This is a genomic window from Clostridium sp. CMCC3677 (genome assembly GCF_023845585.1).
In the GTDB taxonomy this organism is placed as follows: domain Bacteria; phylum Bacillota; class Clostridia; order Clostridiales; family Clostridiaceae; genus Clostridium; species Clostridium aquiflavi.
Genome location: NZ_JAMQHS010000001.1, coordinates 334,745 through 353,882, shown reverse-complemented (window position 1 = coordinate 353,882; position 19,138 = coordinate 334,745). Strand labels below are relative to the sequence as shown.

The 19,138-nt window shown below is 27.2% G+C and carries 18 protein-coding genes; 6 read left to right on the top strand and 12 right to left on the bottom strand.

Going from position 1 to position 19,138, the window contains the following annotated elements:
* Positions 1-89 precede the first annotated feature (89 nt).
* The 4 genes from argB to NG901_RS01375 all read left to right on the top strand — a co-directional run bounded on the left by argB (position 90) and on the right by NG901_RS01375 (position 5,217).
* Positions 90-944 (top strand): acetylglutamate kinase, encoded by an 855-nt coding sequence (gene argB / locus NG901_RS01390; RefSeq protein WP_252211860.1) that lies wholly within the window; start codon positions 90-92, stop codon positions 942-944.
* 23 nt (positions 945-967) lie between these two features.
* Positions 968-2,143, top strand: a complete 1,176-nt coding sequence (locus NG901_RS01385) for an aspartate aminotransferase family protein (RefSeq protein WP_252211859.1) — start codon at positions 968-970, stop codon at positions 2,141-2,143.
* A 140-nt stretch (positions 2,144-2,283) separates the two neighbouring features.
* Entirely contained in the window at positions 2,284-3,204 is a 921-nt protein-coding gene (gene argF, locus NG901_RS01380; protein ID WP_252211858.1) for an ornithine carbamoyltransferase, read from the top strand.
* Between the two features lie 297 nt (positions 3,205-3,501).
* Complete coding sequence (locus NG901_RS01375) at positions 3,502-5,217, top strand: sensor domain-containing diguanylate cyclase (protein WP_252211857.1); 1,716 nt, start codon at positions 3,502-3,504, stop codon at positions 5,215-5,217.
* A 242-nt stretch (positions 5,218-5,459) separates the two neighbouring features.
* Here the strand turns inward: NG901_RS01375 and NG901_RS01370 are convergent, their stop codons facing one another.
* Positions 5,460-6,500: a nucleoid-associated protein gene (locus tag NG901_RS01370; protein ID WP_252211856.1), complete on the bottom strand. Its 1,041-nt coding sequence runs from the start codon at positions 6,498-6,500 to the stop codon at positions 5,460-5,462.
* A 162-nt stretch (positions 6,501-6,662) separates the two neighbouring features.
* Here NG901_RS01370 and NG901_RS01365 point away from each other — a divergent pair, with 162 nt between their 5' ends.
* Positions 6,663-7,223 (top strand): class IV adenylate cyclase, encoded by a 561-nt coding sequence (locus NG901_RS01365; RefSeq protein WP_252211855.1) that lies wholly within the window; start codon positions 6,663-6,665, stop codon positions 7,221-7,223.
* A 264-nt stretch (positions 7,224-7,487) separates the two neighbouring features.
* On the opposite strand, the gene NG901_RS01360 is transcribed toward NG901_RS01365, so the two are convergent.
* The 10 genes from NG901_RS01360 to NG901_RS01315 all read right to left on the bottom strand — a co-directional run bounded on the left by NG901_RS01360 (position 7,488) and on the right by NG901_RS01315 (position 16,760).
* Complete coding sequence (locus tag NG901_RS01360; RefSeq protein ID WP_252211854.1) at positions 7,488-8,465, bottom strand: type I phosphomannose isomerase catalytic subunit; 978 nt, start codon at positions 8,463-8,465, stop codon at positions 7,488-7,490.
* A gap of 448 nt (positions 8,466-8,913) precedes the next feature.
* A complete protein-coding gene (locus tag NG901_RS01355; protein ID WP_252211853.1) occupies positions 8,914-9,840 on the bottom strand; it encodes a 1-phosphofructokinase family hexose kinase in 927 nt (308 codons plus the stop codon).
* A gap of 444 nt (positions 9,841-10,284) precedes the next feature.
* Complete coding sequence (locus NG901_RS01350; protein WP_252211852.1) at positions 10,285-11,142, bottom strand: tagatose bisphosphate family class II aldolase; 858 nt, start codon at positions 11,140-11,142, stop codon at positions 10,285-10,287.
* A gap of 44 nt (positions 11,143-11,186) precedes the next feature.
* Positions 11,187-11,618: a PTS sugar transporter subunit IIA gene (locus tag NG901_RS01345; protein WP_252211851.1), complete on the bottom strand. Its 432-nt coding sequence runs from the start codon at positions 11,616-11,618 to the stop codon at positions 11,187-11,189.
* Between the two features lie 174 nt (positions 11,619-11,792).
* A complete protein-coding gene (locus tag NG901_RS01340; protein ID WP_252211850.1) occupies positions 11,793-12,956 on the bottom strand; it encodes an SIS domain-containing protein in 1,164 nt (387 codons plus the stop codon).
* A 52-nt stretch (positions 12,957-13,008) separates the two neighbouring features.
* Positions 13,009-13,734 (bottom strand): GntR family transcriptional regulator, encoded by a 726-nt coding sequence (locus NG901_RS01335; protein ID WP_252211849.1) that lies wholly within the window; start codon positions 13,732-13,734, stop codon positions 13,009-13,011.
* A 202-nt stretch (positions 13,735-13,936) separates the two neighbouring features.
* Entirely contained in the window at positions 13,937-14,785 is an 849-nt protein-coding gene (locus NG901_RS01330; RefSeq protein ID WP_252211848.1) for a PTS system mannose/fructose/sorbose family transporter subunit IID, read from the bottom strand.
* Complete coding sequence (agaW, locus tag NG901_RS01325) at positions 14,775-15,542, bottom strand: PTS N-acetylgalactosamine transporter subunit IIC (RefSeq protein WP_252211847.1); 768 nt, start codon at positions 15,540-15,542, stop codon at positions 14,775-14,777. The genes NG901_RS01330 and agaW overlap by 11 nt, the downstream gene beginning before the upstream one ends.
* A 59-nt stretch (positions 15,543-15,601) precedes the next feature.
* Entirely contained in the window at positions 15,602-16,078 is a 477-nt protein-coding gene (gene agaV, locus NG901_RS01320) for a PTS N-acetylgalactosamine transporter subunit IIB (protein ID WP_252211846.1), read from the bottom strand.
* A 139-nt stretch (positions 16,079-16,217) separates the two neighbouring features.
* Entirely contained in the window at positions 16,218-16,760 is a 543-nt protein-coding gene (locus tag NG901_RS01315; RefSeq protein WP_252211845.1) for a hypothetical protein, read from the bottom strand.
* A 176-nt stretch (positions 16,761-16,936) separates the two neighbouring features.
* Here NG901_RS01315 and nagA point away from each other — a divergent pair, with 176 nt between their 5' ends.
* Positions 16,937-18,076 (top strand): N-acetylglucosamine-6-phosphate deacetylase, encoded by a 1,140-nt coding sequence (gene nagA / locus NG901_RS01310; protein ID WP_252211844.1) that lies wholly within the window; start codon positions 16,937-16,939, stop codon positions 18,074-18,076.
* A 213-nt stretch (positions 18,077-18,289) separates the two neighbouring features.
* On the opposite strand, the gene NG901_RS01305 is transcribed toward nagA, so the two are convergent.
* A complete protein-coding gene (locus NG901_RS01305; RefSeq protein WP_252211843.1) occupies positions 18,290-19,123 on the bottom strand; it encodes a prephenate dehydrogenase in 834 nt (277 codons plus the stop codon).
* Positions 19,124-19,138: the final 15 nt, after the last annotated feature.

The window sequence follows — 19,138 nt, the reverse complement described above, 5'->3', positions numbered from 1 at the left end:
CATATTTTAATAAACTTAGATTGTATCACCTTTAAATCTTGAAAATTTCTATAATTTCTTGAACATTAAAATATAGGGGGCGATTTTAAGTGAATCATAATGAAAGAGCTGAAATATTAGTAAATGCATTACCTTATATCCAAAAATATTATGGAAAAACCATAGTTGTTAAATATGGTGGAAATGCAATGATAAGCGATGAACTAAGAGAAACTGTTATAAGCGATATAATTTTAATGAAATGTGTTGGTATAGATCCAGTTGTAGTTCATGGAGGCGGACCTGATATTTCAGACTTCTTAAATAGATTAGGTGAAAAAAGTGAATTCATAAATGGATTAAGATATACAGATGAAAATACAATGGAAATAGTACAAATGGTATTAGGCGGCAAAGTAAATAAAAACTTAGTTTCTTTAATTGAAAAATTTGGTGGCAAGGCCATTGGACTTTGTGGTATGGATGGCTCTCTTATAAGAGCTAAAAAAATAAAAAAAGATGTTGACTTAGGTTATGTTGGAGAAATAACAAATGTAGATACTAATATATTAAAGACTGTATTAAATGCAGGCTATATTCCTGTTGTAGGAAGTGTTGCTTTAGGCGAAGATGACAATAAGGCATATAACATAAATGCTGATATATGTGCATCAAAAATTTCTTCTACATTAAATGCTGAAAAATTAATATTACTTACAGATGTTCCTGGGGTACTTAAAGATTCTAAAGATCCTACTTCTCTACTTACTGTACTTAGGTTACATCAAATTCCAAAACTTTGTTTAGAGGGTATTGTACAAGGCGGAATGATACCTAAAATTGATTGCTGTGTTGAAGCAATAAGAATGGGAGTTCAAAGAGCTCATATAATTGATGGACGTGTTCCCCATTCACTTATTTTAGAATTATTTTCAAATGAAGGTATCGGAACAATGATTTATTAAAATTACTTTAGGGGGCTATTACTATGAATTATAATTTTAATGGAGCAAAAACTCATTTAGTAAACTCTTACAACTTTTTAGAACCTGTAATGTCTTATGGTGATGGAGTTTATCTTTATGATACAAATAATAATAAATATTTAGATTTTACAAGTGGAATTGGTGTAAATAGTTTAGGCTACAATCACAAAGATTGGGTTGAAGCTACAACTTCTCAATTAAAAACACTTCAACATAATTCAAACATATTTTATAACAATGCTACTATTAAATTAGCAAAAAAATTAACTGAAATATCTAATATGAGCAAAGTATTTTTTGCAAATTCTGGTGCAGAAGCTAATGAAGGAGCAATTAAACTTGCTAGAAAATATAGCTACGATAAATACGGTAATGGTAGGAATAAAATTCTTTCATTAGTACAATCATTTCATGGAAGAACTATAACTACATTAAAAGCTACTGGACAAGAAAAATTTCATCAGTACTTCTACCCTTTTACAGAAGGATTTGATTATGTAAAAGCTAATGATATAGAAGATTTTAAGAATCACCTTACTTCTGATGTTTGTGCCATAATGCTTGAAGCAATTCAAGGTGAAGGTGGTGTTCTTCCTCTCGATAAAGATTTTATACAAAAAGTTGTAAAAATATGCAATGAAAATGATATTTTAATTATATTTGATGAAGTTCAATGCGGAATTGCTAGAACTGGTAAAATGTTTGGATTTAATAATTTTGATGTTAAAGCAGATATAGTTACTGTTGCTAAAGGTTTAGGCGGAGGATTACCAATCGGTGCTGTTCTTTGTTCTAAAAAAGTTGAGAATGTTTTTACTCCAGGTGATCATGGTTCAACCTTTGGTGGAAACCCAGTTGTCTGTTCTGGTGCATTAGTTGTATTAGATAATCTTTGTAATAAAAATTCATTTTATGAAATATCTGAAAAAGGAAATTATGTTAAAGATATATTAAAACAATCTAATAATTCTCATATTTTATCAACTAGAGGTATTGGATTAATGATTGGAATTCAAACCGATATCTCACCTTCTTTAATTCAAAAGGAAGCTCTAAAAAAAGGGCTTCTTGTATTAACTGCTGGAAAAGATGTAATCAGATTATTACCACCTTTAGTAATCTCTAAAAGTGAATTAAAAAAAGGATTAGATATTCTGCTTGATGTATTAAATATATAACTACTTCTATATTTTAAATATGTGTTGATATATACATAATCAAAACGGACTGAGTAATTGAACTTTGCCTATTGCATATATCAACACTCTCCTGAAACATAGCCAAAAATTTATAATTATTAAACGGAGGTATATTTTATATGAAAAAAGATTTATTAAAAATGGATGATTTATCTAAAGAAGAAATTTTAGAAATTTTAAATTTAGCAGATCAATTAAAATATGAACAAAAGCATGGAATAGAACATAAGCATTTAAAAGGGAAAAGTTTAGGAATGATCTTTGAAAAATCTTCAACTAGAACTAGAGTTTCTTTTGAGGTTGGTATGTATCAATTAGGAGGAAATGCATTGTTTTTAAGTAATAGAGATTTGCAAATAGGGCGTGGGGAACCTATTGAAGATACTGCACGAGTTTTATCCAGATTTCTAAACGGAATAATGATCAGAACTTTTTCTCAAGATGGTATTGAAACTTTAGCTAAATATTCATCAATACCTATAATAAATGGCTTAACTGATAATGAACATCCATGCCAAGTATTAGCTGATTTAATGACAATTAGAGAATATAAAAATATTCTTGAAGGTTTAAATGTTGCATTTATCGGTGATGGAAACAACATGGCTAATTCTTTAATGATTGGTTGTCTAAAAGTTGGAATGAATTTTTCAATTGCTTCACCAAAAGATTATACAGTAAATGATACTTACTTATCTAGAGCTAAAGATATCGCAAAAAAAGAATATGTTAATTTAAATGTTACTACGTCTCCTTTTGAAGCTGCAAAAGATGCTGATGTAATAATTACAGATGTTTGGGCAAGTATGGGACAAGAAAATGAACAAACTTTAAGGCTAAAGGCATTTGATGGATTTCAAATTAATGATAGATTAATGAGTTTTGCTAAAAATAATGCAATTGTTCTACATTGTTTACCTGCTCATAGAGAAGAGGAAATTACAGCAGAAGTTTTAGAAAAACATTCAGCAGAAATATTTGATGAATCTGAAAATAGACTACATGCACAAAAAGCTGTACTTGTTAAATTGATGAAATAATTATTAAAAATATTTTTTACTAAAAGAGATAGTTAAGTTTTAATAAGCTTAGCTATCTCTTTTAAACATACTATTTTCTATTATTTTACATTTCCATTGCATAATTATGTACATTTGTGTATACATGTATATTACCAAATATGATATAATTTACTATATAAGTAATTTTTATAATAATCTAAGAAAAACATAACACACTAATAATATATTAAAAAATTCATACTAAATTTATATACGTTATAATAAACTACATAAGTTTATATTAATTAAATTAATGTGGTGTTAGGTGGTGATTAAATGAAAAAATTTATTAATAGGAACATTCTAAATAAAAAAGTAACTTTAAACTTAATTGTTTTTTGTTTAATTATATTTTTTTTATCAATTGTTTCATCATTGCGTTTTAAACCAGATTATAAAACTAAATACATTGATGATAATGCAATAACTTTATCAGATAATTGGAATTTAAAAACTTTACATAACAATACTAAAACTATTGTTAACTTTCCTATGAATCTTAAATATCATCACAATAATACTTATTCTTTTTCTAAAGTATTAACTGAAGATTTAGATGAAAACTTTGATACACTATGTTTACGTATAGGTTTCTCTAATGTAAATGTATTCTTAGATAATAATTTAATATATACTTCTAATTTTGGTGATTATGAAAAATTAAGCAATAAAGGCTCTAACACTATATATATCATACCTTTAGGTCGCAATCTAAAGGATAAGGAACTTAAATTTGTTGTTGAAATGAAATCAAATTTTTCATTACCTTATGATATTAAAACTCCAATAATAGGTACTAAAACTTCTATAATTCATAATTTAATTTCTTCTCAAGTATTAAATTATGTAATTATTTTTTTGCTTATAACTTTTACCTTATCAATATTTGTTATATCCGGAATTGCATTTTATAAAAGTCATAAGAATATATTTCACTTACTATATATAGGTATATTTGCATTGCTATCTTCTATATATGCAATTTCAGAAACAAATATTATGCAAATATTAATTCCAAATACTTATTTGCTTAATAATCTAACATTTATGTCTTTAATGTTAGTTGGAATTCCAATAGTCATGATAATGATAGAAACTACAAATAAAAAGTATACAAAACCATTATTAATAACTACTTATTCAATGATTATTAATTTTATTATGCAATCATTGCTTACTCTATTGGGTATATTAGATTTAAGAAGTATGCTAGTTATTTCTCATATATTAATAATGTTAAATGGTATTTTATCACTTTATATTATGATTTTATCTTGGCATGATAGATCTTTTAGTAGTAAATGTTTTACTATTTCAATAGTTCCTATGATAATTGGTACGTCAATAGATATAGTATTATTTTATGTTCATATACCACATTACTACGGTATATTATTCCAAGCAGGTGTGTTGATATTTATAGTAATACAATTATGGTATGTTATTAACAAATACTTTCATTATTATAAACTATCTATTAAATCTAATGTTTATGAAAAAATGGCTTTTACAGATACAATTACAGAACTTGAAAATAGAGCTGCTTTTGAAAAAAAGATTACTTTTATAGATAATAACATCACTGACTTTTCTTCAATTTGGTGTATATCAATGGATTTAAATAACTTAAAGTTTGTTAATGATAACTTAGGCCATGATAGTGGAGATACCGTTATAATTTCATTTGCTAAGATTTTAAAAGATACATTTAATAGTATTGGTAGTTCCTATCGTACAGGTGGAGATGAATTTATTGTTATTGTAAAGGATATTTCTCAAAGTTCCTTGGAAAATAAAATAACTGATTTATATAATTCTATTAATAAATTCAACTTAAACTCCAATTTAAAAATAAGCGTAGCTTTAGGATATGATAATTTTAAAATTAATGAAGATAATAAAATAACTGATTTGTTAACAAGAGCTGATAAATTAATGTATATAGATAAAAGAGAAACAAAAAAAATTTTATATAATAAATATTTATTTTAATATATTGTGTGAAAACAAAGTGGCTACACCACACTTTGTTAGTTGAGGGTTGAAAGTTTTGCTTAAAAGTCATCAAGACTTTCTAAAGAATATGTATTTTTTTAATCCAATTACGGAGTTTTTTCTTCAACTCCCTACTTTCCACTTTCAATTCTCAACTAAATTTCTTCTAAGCTTAAATTTGATTAGTTTTCTAAACTATAAAAATTTTATAACTTATTTTATTTCTTGTAAATTTAATATTACTTTTCTATATAATTCATAACATTTTTTACAACTAAATTTATTGTTCCATCACCATTTCTTTGAATTTCAAATTTACTTTCATCATGATATACTTCCTCATTTAAATATATATCAATTTGTTTATCTATATTTAATCTAACTCTTTTTAATTTTTTTTCTACCCAAGTCTTGTCAACTACTACTTCTCCATCTAAGCCCTTTCCTTTAACAAAGCTAGAAAAATTCACTTTTTCTTCTGAGTTTTCCTTAAAAAGCTCTTGTGATAATTCATCTATATTAATACTATCTTCTTCTTTTAGTTTACTTTTAACTGTTGTTCTAATTTCCTCTGCCTTTGATGCATCATTGGATATATTTTTTCTAGTCCAATCCTCTGTGGCTTTTAAAAATGTCTTTGTCATATCTCTTTCATTAGTAATAACTTTAGCGTATAAAAAATCATTAACAAAATAGTTTATTCCAAGTTCATTATCTTCTTTGCTTTTTCTTTGTTTATCTAATATCATTAAGTTAAATCTATCGTCATCTCTAAAAGGCTTTATGAATGCCGCTTTTTGTATTTTTTGACCGCCACCTGGAAGTCCAGCACTTTGAGGCACTATTCCTATTCCTATTTTTTCATCTATAAACTGAATTTCATGGGTGAAATTCTTTATGTAATCCAATTTAAGAACACCTATCATAGGACCTTTATCTGTAGTTATTGATACTATTATCAAATCACATGATTCTATATTTTCATCCATCTGCATAATTACAAATAGCTGTCTTGCCAATTTTTTTGATAAAGTAATAAAATCATCATCTATTCCATTTAAATAATCTTGTACAGATTCTCTAACACTATTAGTTCCTTGAATAAATACACCTGATTTTAATTCTTCATCCTTAAAACATTTTTCTAAATGCTTATATAAATATTTATATATCTCATCATTTAATTCCAATGTAAATTCATTTAGGACAGGTTCCGATGCATTTCTATCCAATATATGTATTACTGCTTCATTTATATTAATTTCATTTATATATTCCATGATTATCTACTCCCTATATAATTAATTATTAGCATAAATATCAAAATAATTCTTATGATACTAGCATTACTCAGAATTATATTATAACATTAAATTATAAAACTAGATTTTTAAAACATAAATTTTAATTTGCATTAAAATTTTAATATAGGAGGAGTATATATGCAAGAAATTGAAACTAGAATTATGGATATAGATATAGACAATATTAGAAAAATTCTTATAGACAATGGAGCAGAAAATATAAAGAAAGAAGATCAAATTAATGATATTTACGATTTTGAGGATGGAAAACTTTTAAATAATAAAGGGTATGCTCGTATAAGAACAGTAACTGACAACATAAATAATAAAGTAGTTTATTATATGACAACAAAAAAAATGCTTTCACAAGAACGCTTTAAAGTCATGGAAGAAAATGAAGTTATAGTTAATGATAAAAAAATGGCAGAAGGTATTTTTTTATCTTTAGGATTAAAATTAAAAGAATCTAATAAAAAATATAGAGAAAGCTATAAAATATTTAATTCATTAGTTGAAATAGATATAAATGAAAAGAAATTTTGCCCTTTTCCATATTTAGAAATAGAAACAACTTCTGAAGAAAATTTAGATAAAGTAGTTAAATTACTAGGTTATACTCTAGAGGATACTACTTCTCAAACAATTTACGATATTTTAGCAGAAAGAGGCTTTACACCAAATTCCCCCAAAGGAATTTAATCATAATAAAGTGTTGATATATGAATAAGCAAAGTGTACTTAATGTAAAAAGGGAAACTCGACATTTAATAGTTGTGAGTAAATTGGAGGAGCAAAATAAGTCCAAGCTGGTGACAGTCACCAGCTTGGACTTTTATTTACTGATTGTCTCAATTTCATATTGGAGCAAGCTAAAATGGGATTATACTCATTTTAGCATTCCTAAGTTTAATTACTTAGTCCATTTTACTTATGTATATATCAAAACCTTACTAAAACACAGCCTTATCTTTTTATTACGCTTAAAATTTCATTTTGTTCTTTTTCTACATCTGGTACATAGCTCTTTAATAATGTGAAGTTTCCCATTAATTCATATTCTCCCATAGTTGCAGGTATGAATATACTATCTCCCATAGCTATCTTTTCTTCACCATTTTTATATTTTATAGTTCCACAGCCATCTACGCATGTAAATAAGTAAAATCTATTTATATCACTTTCCTCTTTTACATAATTATTTATTTCATATTTTTGAATTGTGAAATAATCACTTAAGCAAAGATAAGTTTTTTTATAATTTTCTTTTTCTATTAAAATTCCTTTTGAGTTCTTTCCTTCTAAAGAAAAATCAATAACGTCTAGAGCTTTCTCTACATGTATTTCTCTGCCTCTATTATAATCATAAACTCTATATGTAATATCACTACTTTGTTGAATTTCTGCTATTAAAACACCTTCACATATAGCATGAACCAATCCACTTTGTACATAAAAAAAGTCACCTTTTTTTACAGGTATTTTATTTAAATATTTATCTAAATTTCCGCCTTTAATAGCTTTTTTAAATATTTCTTTATCGCAATCCTTTGTGCCAACTATTAAGCTTGCATTTTCTTCAGCATCAATAACATACCATGCTTCAGTTTTACCAAATTCATTTTCTACCCTATTTGCATATTCATCATTTGGATGAACTTGAACTGATAGTTTATCTCCAGATGTAATTAATTTAATTAATAAAGGGAATTTCTCTATATCAATTTTTTCGCCAATAAGTTTTTCTTTAAATTCATTAATTATCTCATCAAATTTTTTACCTTTTAAGTTTCCATTTTCTACTTCACCTACTCCATTTGGATGACATGCAACATCCCAGCTTTCCCCTATCACTCCATTTGGAATATTGTTTCTAAATTTTTTTAGAGCATTTCCGCCCCATATTCTATCATAGTATAAATTTTTAAATTTAATTGGATACATATTGTCCTCCTATCGAATATATTAGTATTTCTAATCATTATAATTATATTATATACTAACTATAATATAATAAAAATTTCTTATATATTAAAAAATGTGAATTCCGAAGAATTCACACGTTCATTATATAATTAGGCTCTGTTTTAAATGCGTGTTGATATATGCAATATGTAAGGTGGCATTGTAATTGGACTTTGAGAATTCTTAATGAGTATTGTCCTATTTACTGCTTGTCTCAATTTTATATTGGGAGCAAGCTAAAATGGGACTATACTCATTTTAGAATTCCTAAGTTCAATTACTCAGTCCACTTTGCTTATGTATATATCAACACTCTACTAAAACATAGCCTATAATTAAACTATTTTGAATTACTCAGAAACTCTTTTATTTAAGTGCAAAAGCAATTCAATCCATTTTGTATAGTAAAAAATATTTTGACATTACACTATAATTCTTTAACAATAATTTTATTAAATAATTTCTCTACTACATCCTTATTTACAAACCCTGTTTCCTTTTCCATTGCATTTGCAGTTCCACAAGCTGATGCTAATTTTAAAGTATCTATAATATCATAGCCTCTTTCAAGTGCTACTGCTATGCCACCAACATATGCATCTCCTGAACCTACAGGATTTATAACTTCTACTTTAGGAATATTTATTTTATAAATTTTATCTTCAAATCTAACAATTGATCCTTCTGCTCCCAATGAAATTGTAATAAAATTTATTCCTTTTTCACTCAAAATCCTTATTTCTTTTATAGCATCTTCTTCAGACAAAATCTTTCTACCAGTTAAATCTTCTATCTCATCTTTATTAGGTTTAACAAAATAAGGTTTTGCTTCTACACCTTCTTTTAGGGGTTCACCACTAGCATCTAATAAAAATTTTTTTCCTTTTTTATTAGCATATTCTATTAGCTCTCTATAAAATTTTTTTGGTACATTTTGGGGAAGACTACCTGATGCTACAATTATATTTGCTTTTTCTATTAATTTATTATACTTATTTATAAAATTATTTTTTTCTTCAATTGTAATCTCTGGTCCAGGTTCAAGTATTTCTGTTTGAATAAAATCATCTGTAATAAATGCCAAGCACTCTCTTGTTTCACCACTTATCTTTACAAAATCATTCTTTATTCCATAATACTTAAGCTTCTCTTCAATAAATTCTCCACTCTTTCCTCCAAGAAAACCTGTCGCAACACACTCTTCATTTAATATATTAACTATATTAGCTACATGTAATCCCTTTCCACCTGGAGTATTCTCTACATGCCTAGCCCTCATTACCTTTCCCTTTTGTATATCTGCTATCTCATATCTTTTATCTATAGAAGCATTAAGATTTATAACTAATATCATATTACAAGCTTACCTTTCTATATAATAAAATTATCAAACTATGTTTTAATTAACTGTTTATATTATAGTATAATAGCGAACTGGCATTGGAATTTGCTTTTTAGAACTCTTAAGTGAGAGTCAAAATTTTATATTTTGTTTATCGAACTTACTCAGCGAATATATATGAGTCGAGTTTCCTATTTAAGCTCTGTCCATGAGCTTTATGCTATAATATAAACACTATTTTAAAATATAAATTGATATATACAATAGGCAAAGTGGCATTATAATTTGACTTTGAGAATTCTTAATGAGTATTGTCACATTTATTGCTTGTCCTAATTTTATATTTGGAACAAGCTGAAATGGGACTATACTCATTTTAGTATTCCTAAGTTAAATTACTCTGTCCATCTTTGTTTATGTATATATCAACATTTCACTTAAAACATAGCATACACCTCAATATCTATTGGCACTTCCACAAACTTTTATTTTATTTTCTACTATCTTTTCCATTGCTTCTTTACCTGGAGTCATATACTTTCTCGGATCATTTGCATTAGGATTTTCCTTAAAATATTCTTTTACTGCATCTGAAAATGGTATTTTCAAATCTGTAGCTATATTTACTTTACATATTCCAAGTGAAATTGCTTTTTTCACTAATTCATCAGGAACATCTGATGCACCATGCAATACTAAAGGTACATTAACCTTACTTCTTATCTCTTTTAATCTTTCAAAATCTAATTTTGCTTTTCCTTTATACAATCCATGTGCTGTTCCTATAGCTACAGCTAAAGAATCTACCCCTGTTCTTTTAACAAATTCTGCTGCATCCTCTGGATTTGTATACATTGAATCTTTTTCAGATACTATTAAGTCATCTTCTTTTCCACCGAGTTTTCCAAGCTCAGCTTCAACAGTTGCATCATATTCATGGGCATATTCCACAACTTTTTTTACCTTTTCAATATTAACTTTAAATTCTTCTTTAGATGCATCAATCATACATGATCTAAATCCAATATCAATATTCTTTTTTATTTCATCTATATCCTCAAAATGATCCAAATGAATGGCTATTGGTATATCATACTTCCTAGCTGCTACTTCTGCCATTGCTTCTATATAAGCTGCCCCTGCATACTCTATGGTTGATGGTGTTCCTGCTATAATTACAGGTGATCTCATTTTCATTGCTGTATCAACAACTACTTGTAATGTCTCTAGGTTGTGTATATTAAAAGCTGGTACTGCATAACTTTCCTTTTGAGCTTTTAATAACATTTGCTTTGTTGAAAGTATTTTATGCATAAACCTATCTCCTCTCATATAATCTTAATTTAACTTTTTAGCAATTATATTCCATTATCATTTTCCACTGTTTCTTTAATTTTATTTTTCTTATACTCTTTAATTCCTATAGTAGCAGCATTTTTCACCGATTCAACTAATTCGTCCATAGTATAATTATTTCTTGATAAAGATGCCTCCAAAACCATAGGTAAATTCATACCAGAGATAACTTTAATATTCTTATCTTTTCTTTTTTCACTAATAATAACAGATACATTAAAAGGAGAACCCCCTGCTAAATCTGCCAAAATTAATACTTCATCTGTATTAAGATTATCAATTGCATTTTCAATATTTCTCTTTAAAATTTCTGATCCTTGTCCACATTCAAAATTCACGCCTATAACTTCTTGTTGTTCTCCAGCAATTAATTTTACTGAGCTAAGTATTCCTTCTGGAAAAAATCCATGTCCAACAATAACCAACCCTATCATTGTTACCCTCCTCATTATCATATTTATCTAATTTATATATTTAAAATCAGTCTCTGTTTAAAAACAATGTTGATATATAGTATAGAGCGAACTGGCATTGGAATTTGCTTTATCTATAATCTCAACATTCACTTAAAATATATGCAAAAATTATATAAATTAAAATCTTAAAAACTAAAAGTTTTCTTTATGAATGTGTACCCCTTTAACAACCCTATTAACAGTCCCATCTGGTCTTGGATTGTCTGGAGATATTTTTAGTTTTATTGAGTTAAATAACCCAAACATTTGTCCAAATAAAATATAATTAAATACTGTATAAATTTCTGGTACACTTGCTCCATTTATTTCAATGCATTTATCACATATAGCTTTTAATTTTTCATTATTTTCATAGCTTATTACTGCAAGTTTATGATTTCCCGAATCATTATATATCTCATTTATTAAATCTAAATCATAAAGATTAGTATATTTATCTGTAGAATTCATAATAATAATTAAAGTCTTATCATTAATTATTGACTTAGGACCATGCCTAAAGCCCATAACAGACTCAAATATTGTTACTATCTTTCCACTTGTAAGTTCTAATCCTTTTAATGCCATTTCCTGAGACAAAGCTTTTAGTATTCCTGAGCCTAAATAAACAACTCTATTACATTCATAATTAACTAAATCACAAACATCATTCCAATTATTTTCGAGAATATCTTCTCCTTGTTCTGACACTAAATCTACAAAAGTTTTATTATTTTCTATATTATCTATATCAAACATTAATATTGTTGCTAGAAGCATACAGCTAAAAGAACTTGTCATAGCAAATCCTTTATCATTTGATTCTGTTGGCATAAACAATACTAAATTATTATTATTTGTAATAGCCTTCTTTGCTAATTCACCGCCTTCATTACAGGTAATTACCACTTGTGATATGTTGGTGATATCTTTTTCAAATAAATCATATGCACCAACGCTTTCTGGTGAATTTCCTGATCTTGCATAGGATATTAAAATAGTTTGAGTATCTTTTTCCATATATTCCTTAGGATTTGATACTAAATCAGTAGTAGCTATAGCTTCAATTCGTGCATTTATTTTACTTCTAAGTTCTAATAAAGCTGTTTGTCCTACATAATCAGAAGTTCCAGCACCTGTTAATATTATTCTTGTATTCTTTGATATATTTTTCTTTAAAAATGATTTAATTTCATCTCTTTTATCATAAATTATCTTATATGTCTCTTTCCATAAATCAGGTTGTTGCATTATTTCTTTTGATGTGTTTATTGCTTTTAATTTTTCTAACTCTTCAACAGTTTTTCCAAAAATCATAATACCCTCCCATACTGGCTATATTGTAATTACCAGTGCATATAAATTTTTACTAATTTTTTAAACATACTCTATATTTAAATTTATCCCCTCTTGCAATACTTACTGTATATTCAATAACTTGCTTATTTTCATATGTTGTTCTTTCAATTTTTAACCCTGGTTCTCCTTGTGATACATCTAAATAAATACTTTCCAATTTATTTATTGAAACACTTTCAAGCACTTCTTCAGCCGATGTTATATGAACTTTAAAATCATTCTTAAAAATTTCATACAGAGGATTCTCCTCTAAATCTTTTTTAGTCATACCATTAAACTTATCATATGGTAAATATGTTACTTCATATATCATTGGAATATCGTCAGCTATTCTTATTCTTGTTATTTTATATACAAGCTCATTTTCTTTTAACTTTAATTTTCTTAATATTTTACTATCAGGTTCTGCAATTTCAAAGTTTAACAATTTTGAAATTGGTTTTTTCCCAAGTTTTCTCATTTCATCAGTAAATGAATAAACTTTTATCAAGTCCTGTTCCACTCTTCTTGATGATATGAAATTCCCTTTTCCGTGAACTTTATATATATATTTTTGCTTTTCTAATTCATCTAATGCCTGTCTTACAGTTGTTCTACTGACACCATATTTATCACAAATTTCTCTTTCTGAATCTAATTGATCATTTTCTTCCATATAATTTTCTATTTGATTAATAAGAATATCCATTAATTGTGCATATAATGGAATTTTAGAACTTTTATCAATTTTATTCATGTGAATATACCTCTTTCAATTTAACCTAATTTTTTCTAATTATAACATACTCTTATTAATTATAGAAACTGATTTTAGTACTCTTTAATGATTGTTATCCCTTTATTCATAATACTTTTATAGATATTTTCTATATCTAACTTAATAACTTCTAAATTTTGGACAGAGCTAATACTCCATCCAAAATTCAGAAATTTATCTATTATAATATTGGGAACTTTGTAATGTGTTCTATAAATTTTGCAATTAAACCTAAACAAATTGTAATTGTTATTAATTTAATTGGTGAATATCCCTTCTTTAATAACTTATACATTAAAAATGTATATCCTAAAGCTAACATATTAGGCATTACTTGATCTAAAACGCCTTCTTGTAATTTTATTGCTGAATCACCACTAGCAGATCCTGCTGAAATTACCATTGTTGTCTTTAAATTAACCATTGATGCTATTAATCCACCAACAACTGTTAAACCTAATATTGATGCTGCATGAGATATTTTCTTTGTTTGTTCTTTTAATGAAGAAAGTGCCTTAACTCCTGTCTTATATCCATATTTCATTAAAAAGAACCTTAAAAAGAAATGTAGTGCATTAAACATTACTAGGAAAACTATAGGTCCTGCTACATTTCCCTCCATAGCCATTGATGCACCTATACCAACGCAAATTGGTAATGCTGTTAACCAAAATAATGCATCTCCAATACCACCTAAAGGTCCCATGGTTGCAACCTTTATTGCTCTTATTGTACTTCTGTCTTCTTTATTTTCTTCCATTGCTAGTACTAATCCCATAATGAAAGTTACTAAGAATGGATGAGTATTAAAAAATTCCATATGATCTTTCATTGCTTGGGAAAGGTCTTCTTTATTTGTATGAATTTTCTTTAATCCTGGTATTAATCCATAAAGCCATCCACAACCTTGCATTCTTTCATAGTTAAAAGATGCTTGTAAAAAAAGTGAACGCCAAACCATATGATTTAAATCTTTATTAGTAATTACCTTTTTAGGGGTAGGTTCTTTATATGCTACATTAGATTCCATCTTCATATTCCTCCTCTGCAACTTTTACTACTTTCTTATTACTAGCTGAATAATAATCATATAATGCTATACTTAAGCCAACTAAAGCTAATCCTAAAATTGAAATATGACCGTATGTTACAAATAAGAAACCAATAATAAGAAATGCCATATATTCTTTCTTTAACATGATTTTTAATAACATTGCAAATCCGATTGCTGGCATTACTCCACCTGCTACTTTTAATCCATCAATAAACCATTCAGGTACTGCTCTTACAATCTCTGCTGCTTTGTCTGCACCAAAGAATATTGGTAAAAATGCAATTACAAAGTAGAATACAAATAAGCAAAGCATTCCCATATAATTAATTCTATCTATACCTTTTGTATCTGCATTTTCTGCATAAGTATCTGCCTTATGCATAAAGAATGAAAATAATGTGAAAATAAATGTTATAGCAGCTTGTACAGCTACAGCAAATGGTATTGCTACTCCAACAGCTGCTTGTGGTTCTAATTTACCTAAAATAGCTATACTTGTTCCAATAATACCTCCAATAACTACATTAGGAGGTTGTGCTCCTGCAAGCGGAACCATACCCATAAATACAAGTTCTAATGCGGCTCCAACTATAAGCCCTGTTTTTACATCGCCTAAAATTAAACCAACTACAAGTCCTGTTACTATTGGCCTGTGTATATGAAGTAATCCATCATATAAATCTATACCTGCAATACCTGCCCAAATAGCAATTAATAAAGCTTTAACAAACATAATGTTCCTCCTTCATTAATATATTTTTTGATAATAAAAATATTTTTAATTTTATGGATTTATATGTGTTTATAAATATCTTCATCTATTGCTTCATCAGGTACTCTTCTTATTTCTAGTTGAACTCCTAATTCTTTGAGTCTTCTAAAAGCTTGTCTATCACTTTCGTCTATAAAAACAGTAGAAGAAATTTGTTTCTTTCCTTCACTGAAATGTAAATTACCTATATTTATCTTTTTTATAGGAACTCCTCCCTCAACTAATCTTACTGCATCTTGTGGAGTTCTACATACCAAGAAAATTAATTGTCTTGGTGCTGCTTTGTTTATTATATTTACAGTCTTTTGTATTGAGAAAAACCTTATCCCTATAGTATCTGGAATGACCATCTCCATTAAATTTTGTTGAACAGAATCTTTAGCCACCTCATCATTTGCTACTACAAGTAAATTTGCTCCTAGGTGATTTACCCAAGTAACACCTACTTGTCCATGTACTAGTCTATTATCAATTCTAGTCATTAATATGTTTGGCATTTCTCATCCCTCCTATAAATACCAGTTTGTTTTCTAATAATTGGTAATTACCATACTTAAATATTAAACCTTTACAAAAGATGTGTCAACATGTTTAATTATATTATTTTATTTAAATAAATCTATTTTAGAAAAAATTCTAATTACTCTTAAACATAAAAAAATATAACATACTTGTAATTACAGATGAAACCATTACAATAAATATAATACCTATAATATTTAAAATGCTTAATAATACCCAATATATAATACAGCTAATCAAAAACATTAAAATAACTTTTAATATCTCTATAATTCTATGTTTTTCTCTAATTATGTTAAGCATTTGCTTTTCTGATAAATTTTTTTCTTTATATTTTCTATTAAAATAACTACTTATTGTACCAGATAAAAATGTCTTTATAATAAACTCTCCAATAAAAATTACAAACACACTTGCAAAAGACACAATGAATATTTTATAGTTAGAAATGTCAACTGGTAATGTCCAGTTTGCCAATTTTAAGAATAAACTCATAACTATAAGTATACATATAGCTATAGGAATACTAAATAACATTAATAATAAAGAAACCTTTATGCTTTCCTTTCCGGCACTTTTTAAAGCAAATATATTATAAATATATATTGTTGAAAAAGATAAAACTATTGCTAATAAAATAAAGTTAAAATATTGCATAAAAACCCCCTCCTTTTAAATTAATTATATTTTATTTTTAAAGAATTATAACCTTGTTTTACAATTTATGTAAAATAATTAAATATTAAAGGACTTTTTTATCTTTTTAGGATTCTTATTACATACATATTAAATTTTTTTCAATAATATCTTTAAGTATTTAGGAGGTTTTAAAAATGTTAATTACAAATTGTAACATTATTTATTTAGATAAAATAGAAAAAGGTTCTGTTATTATTCAAGATGGTAAGATAAAAAAAATTAATCCCTCTAGTTTTACTAATAATGAGATTAATCAGATTATAGATGCGAAAGGTTTATACCTTTCACCTGGATTTATTGATGCACATATTCATGGCGCTGGTGGATGTGATACGATGGACGGAACAATCGATTCTATAAATACAATTGCAAAAACAATAGCTAAGCATGGTACAACTTCCTTTGTGCCTACTACTATGACTGTTTCAATTAGTGATATTAATAAATCTATGAGAGCTATTAAATTATTAAAAGAAAAAGGTTCAGAAGGTGCTCATGTTTTGGGAGCTCATTTAGAAGGTCCTTTTATAAATCCAAATGCAATTGGAGCTCAAAATCCTGATTACATTTTGCCACCATCAATATTTACTTATGAATCTATGGTTAAGGATTGTGAAGACTCTGTTATTTCACTTACATTAGCACCAGAACTTTCTGGTTCTAATGATTTAATTAAATATCTTTCTGCTAATGGAATTGTATGTTCATTAGGACATACAAAAGCTACTTATGAAGAAACAATACATTCAATTAAATGTGGTGCTACTCATTCAACTCACCTTTATAATGCAATGCCTTTCTTTACTCATAGAAGTCCTGGAATTGTAGGTGCTATATTCGATAGTGATATTAAAACAGAAACTATTTCGGATGGAATTCATATCTCATATCCTGCATTGAGAATTGCTTATAAGCAAAAAGGTACCGATAATGTTTTGTTAATAACTGATGCCATGATGGCATGTTGCATGCCTGATGGAAAATACTATTTAGGTGGACAAGACGTTATTGTTAAAAATGGTGCTGCAAGAGTTAAGTCTGGCTCTCTAGCTGGTTCTGTTTTAACCCTTGATAAAGCTGTTAATAATATCTACAAAAATTCAGATTTACCATTAAATGAAATTGTAAAAATGGCTTCATATAATCCAGCTAAACATTGTAAGATAGCTGATCATAAAGGACTAATTAAGGAAGGTTACGATGCCGATCTAATATTATTCGATGATAATATAAACATAAAGAAAGTGTTTATTTCAGGAAAAGAATTTTATTAAAAAAACTATTTTGATATATGCATAAGTAAAGGTGGACTTAGTAATTAAACTTAGGAATACTAAAAATGAGTATAGTCCCATTTTAGCTTGCTCCAATATGAAATTGAGACAAGCAGTAAATGTGACAATACTCATTAAGTATTCTCAAAGTCTAATTACAATGCCACCTTACATATTGCATATATCAACATGTTGCTAAAGCACAGCCTTTAATTATAATTTTTCACGTCTCTTAGTTGATTTTATAAATAATTCTTTTAAGGATTCTTTATCATCATCTTTTATTGCATCTTTTATTTTATCTAGTTCACATTCAAATGATTCTATAGATTTTAATAGATTTTCTTTGTTTCCTAAAAAAAGTTCACTCCATAAATCTTCGTTTATATTAGCAATTCTAGTTAAGTCTCTATAACTATCACCAATAAAACTTCCAGTGTCTCTTCCCTCTAAGTCACTATTTACTAAAGCTACTGCTAGGGAATGAGGTAACTGACTAGTAAATCCTATCATTTCATCATGAAATTCTGGACTTATTCTTTTAACTCTTTTAAAACCTATTTCATATGCTAAGTTTTCTACTAACTTCAAATTATCTTCTTTATTTTTTGAAGTTGGAGTCAAAATATAGTTAGCACCTTTAAAAACATCACTGCTTGCAAAATCTATTCCCTTTTTTTCTCTTCCAGCCATTGGGTGTCCAAATACAAAATCTATATTTGAAGGTAATATCTTGACTATATCATTTATAAATAACTTCTTTATTCCAGTTGCATCAGTTATTACTGCCCCATCTTTAAAATTATCTATATTATTTTTAATAAAATCTTTAACAAGCTTAGGATATATTGATATTATAATTAAATCCGCATCTTTTAAAATTTCATTTCCATCAGTATATCCTCGTCTTATTAAGTTTAGCTTTTCAGCTTTTAATAATGTCTCTTCATTATTATCTATTCCATAAACATTTTTATAACCAGCATCTTTTAATGCCATTGCAAAAGATCCACCTATTACTCCAAGACCTACTATTACCACTTTCATATAGCCCTCCAAGAA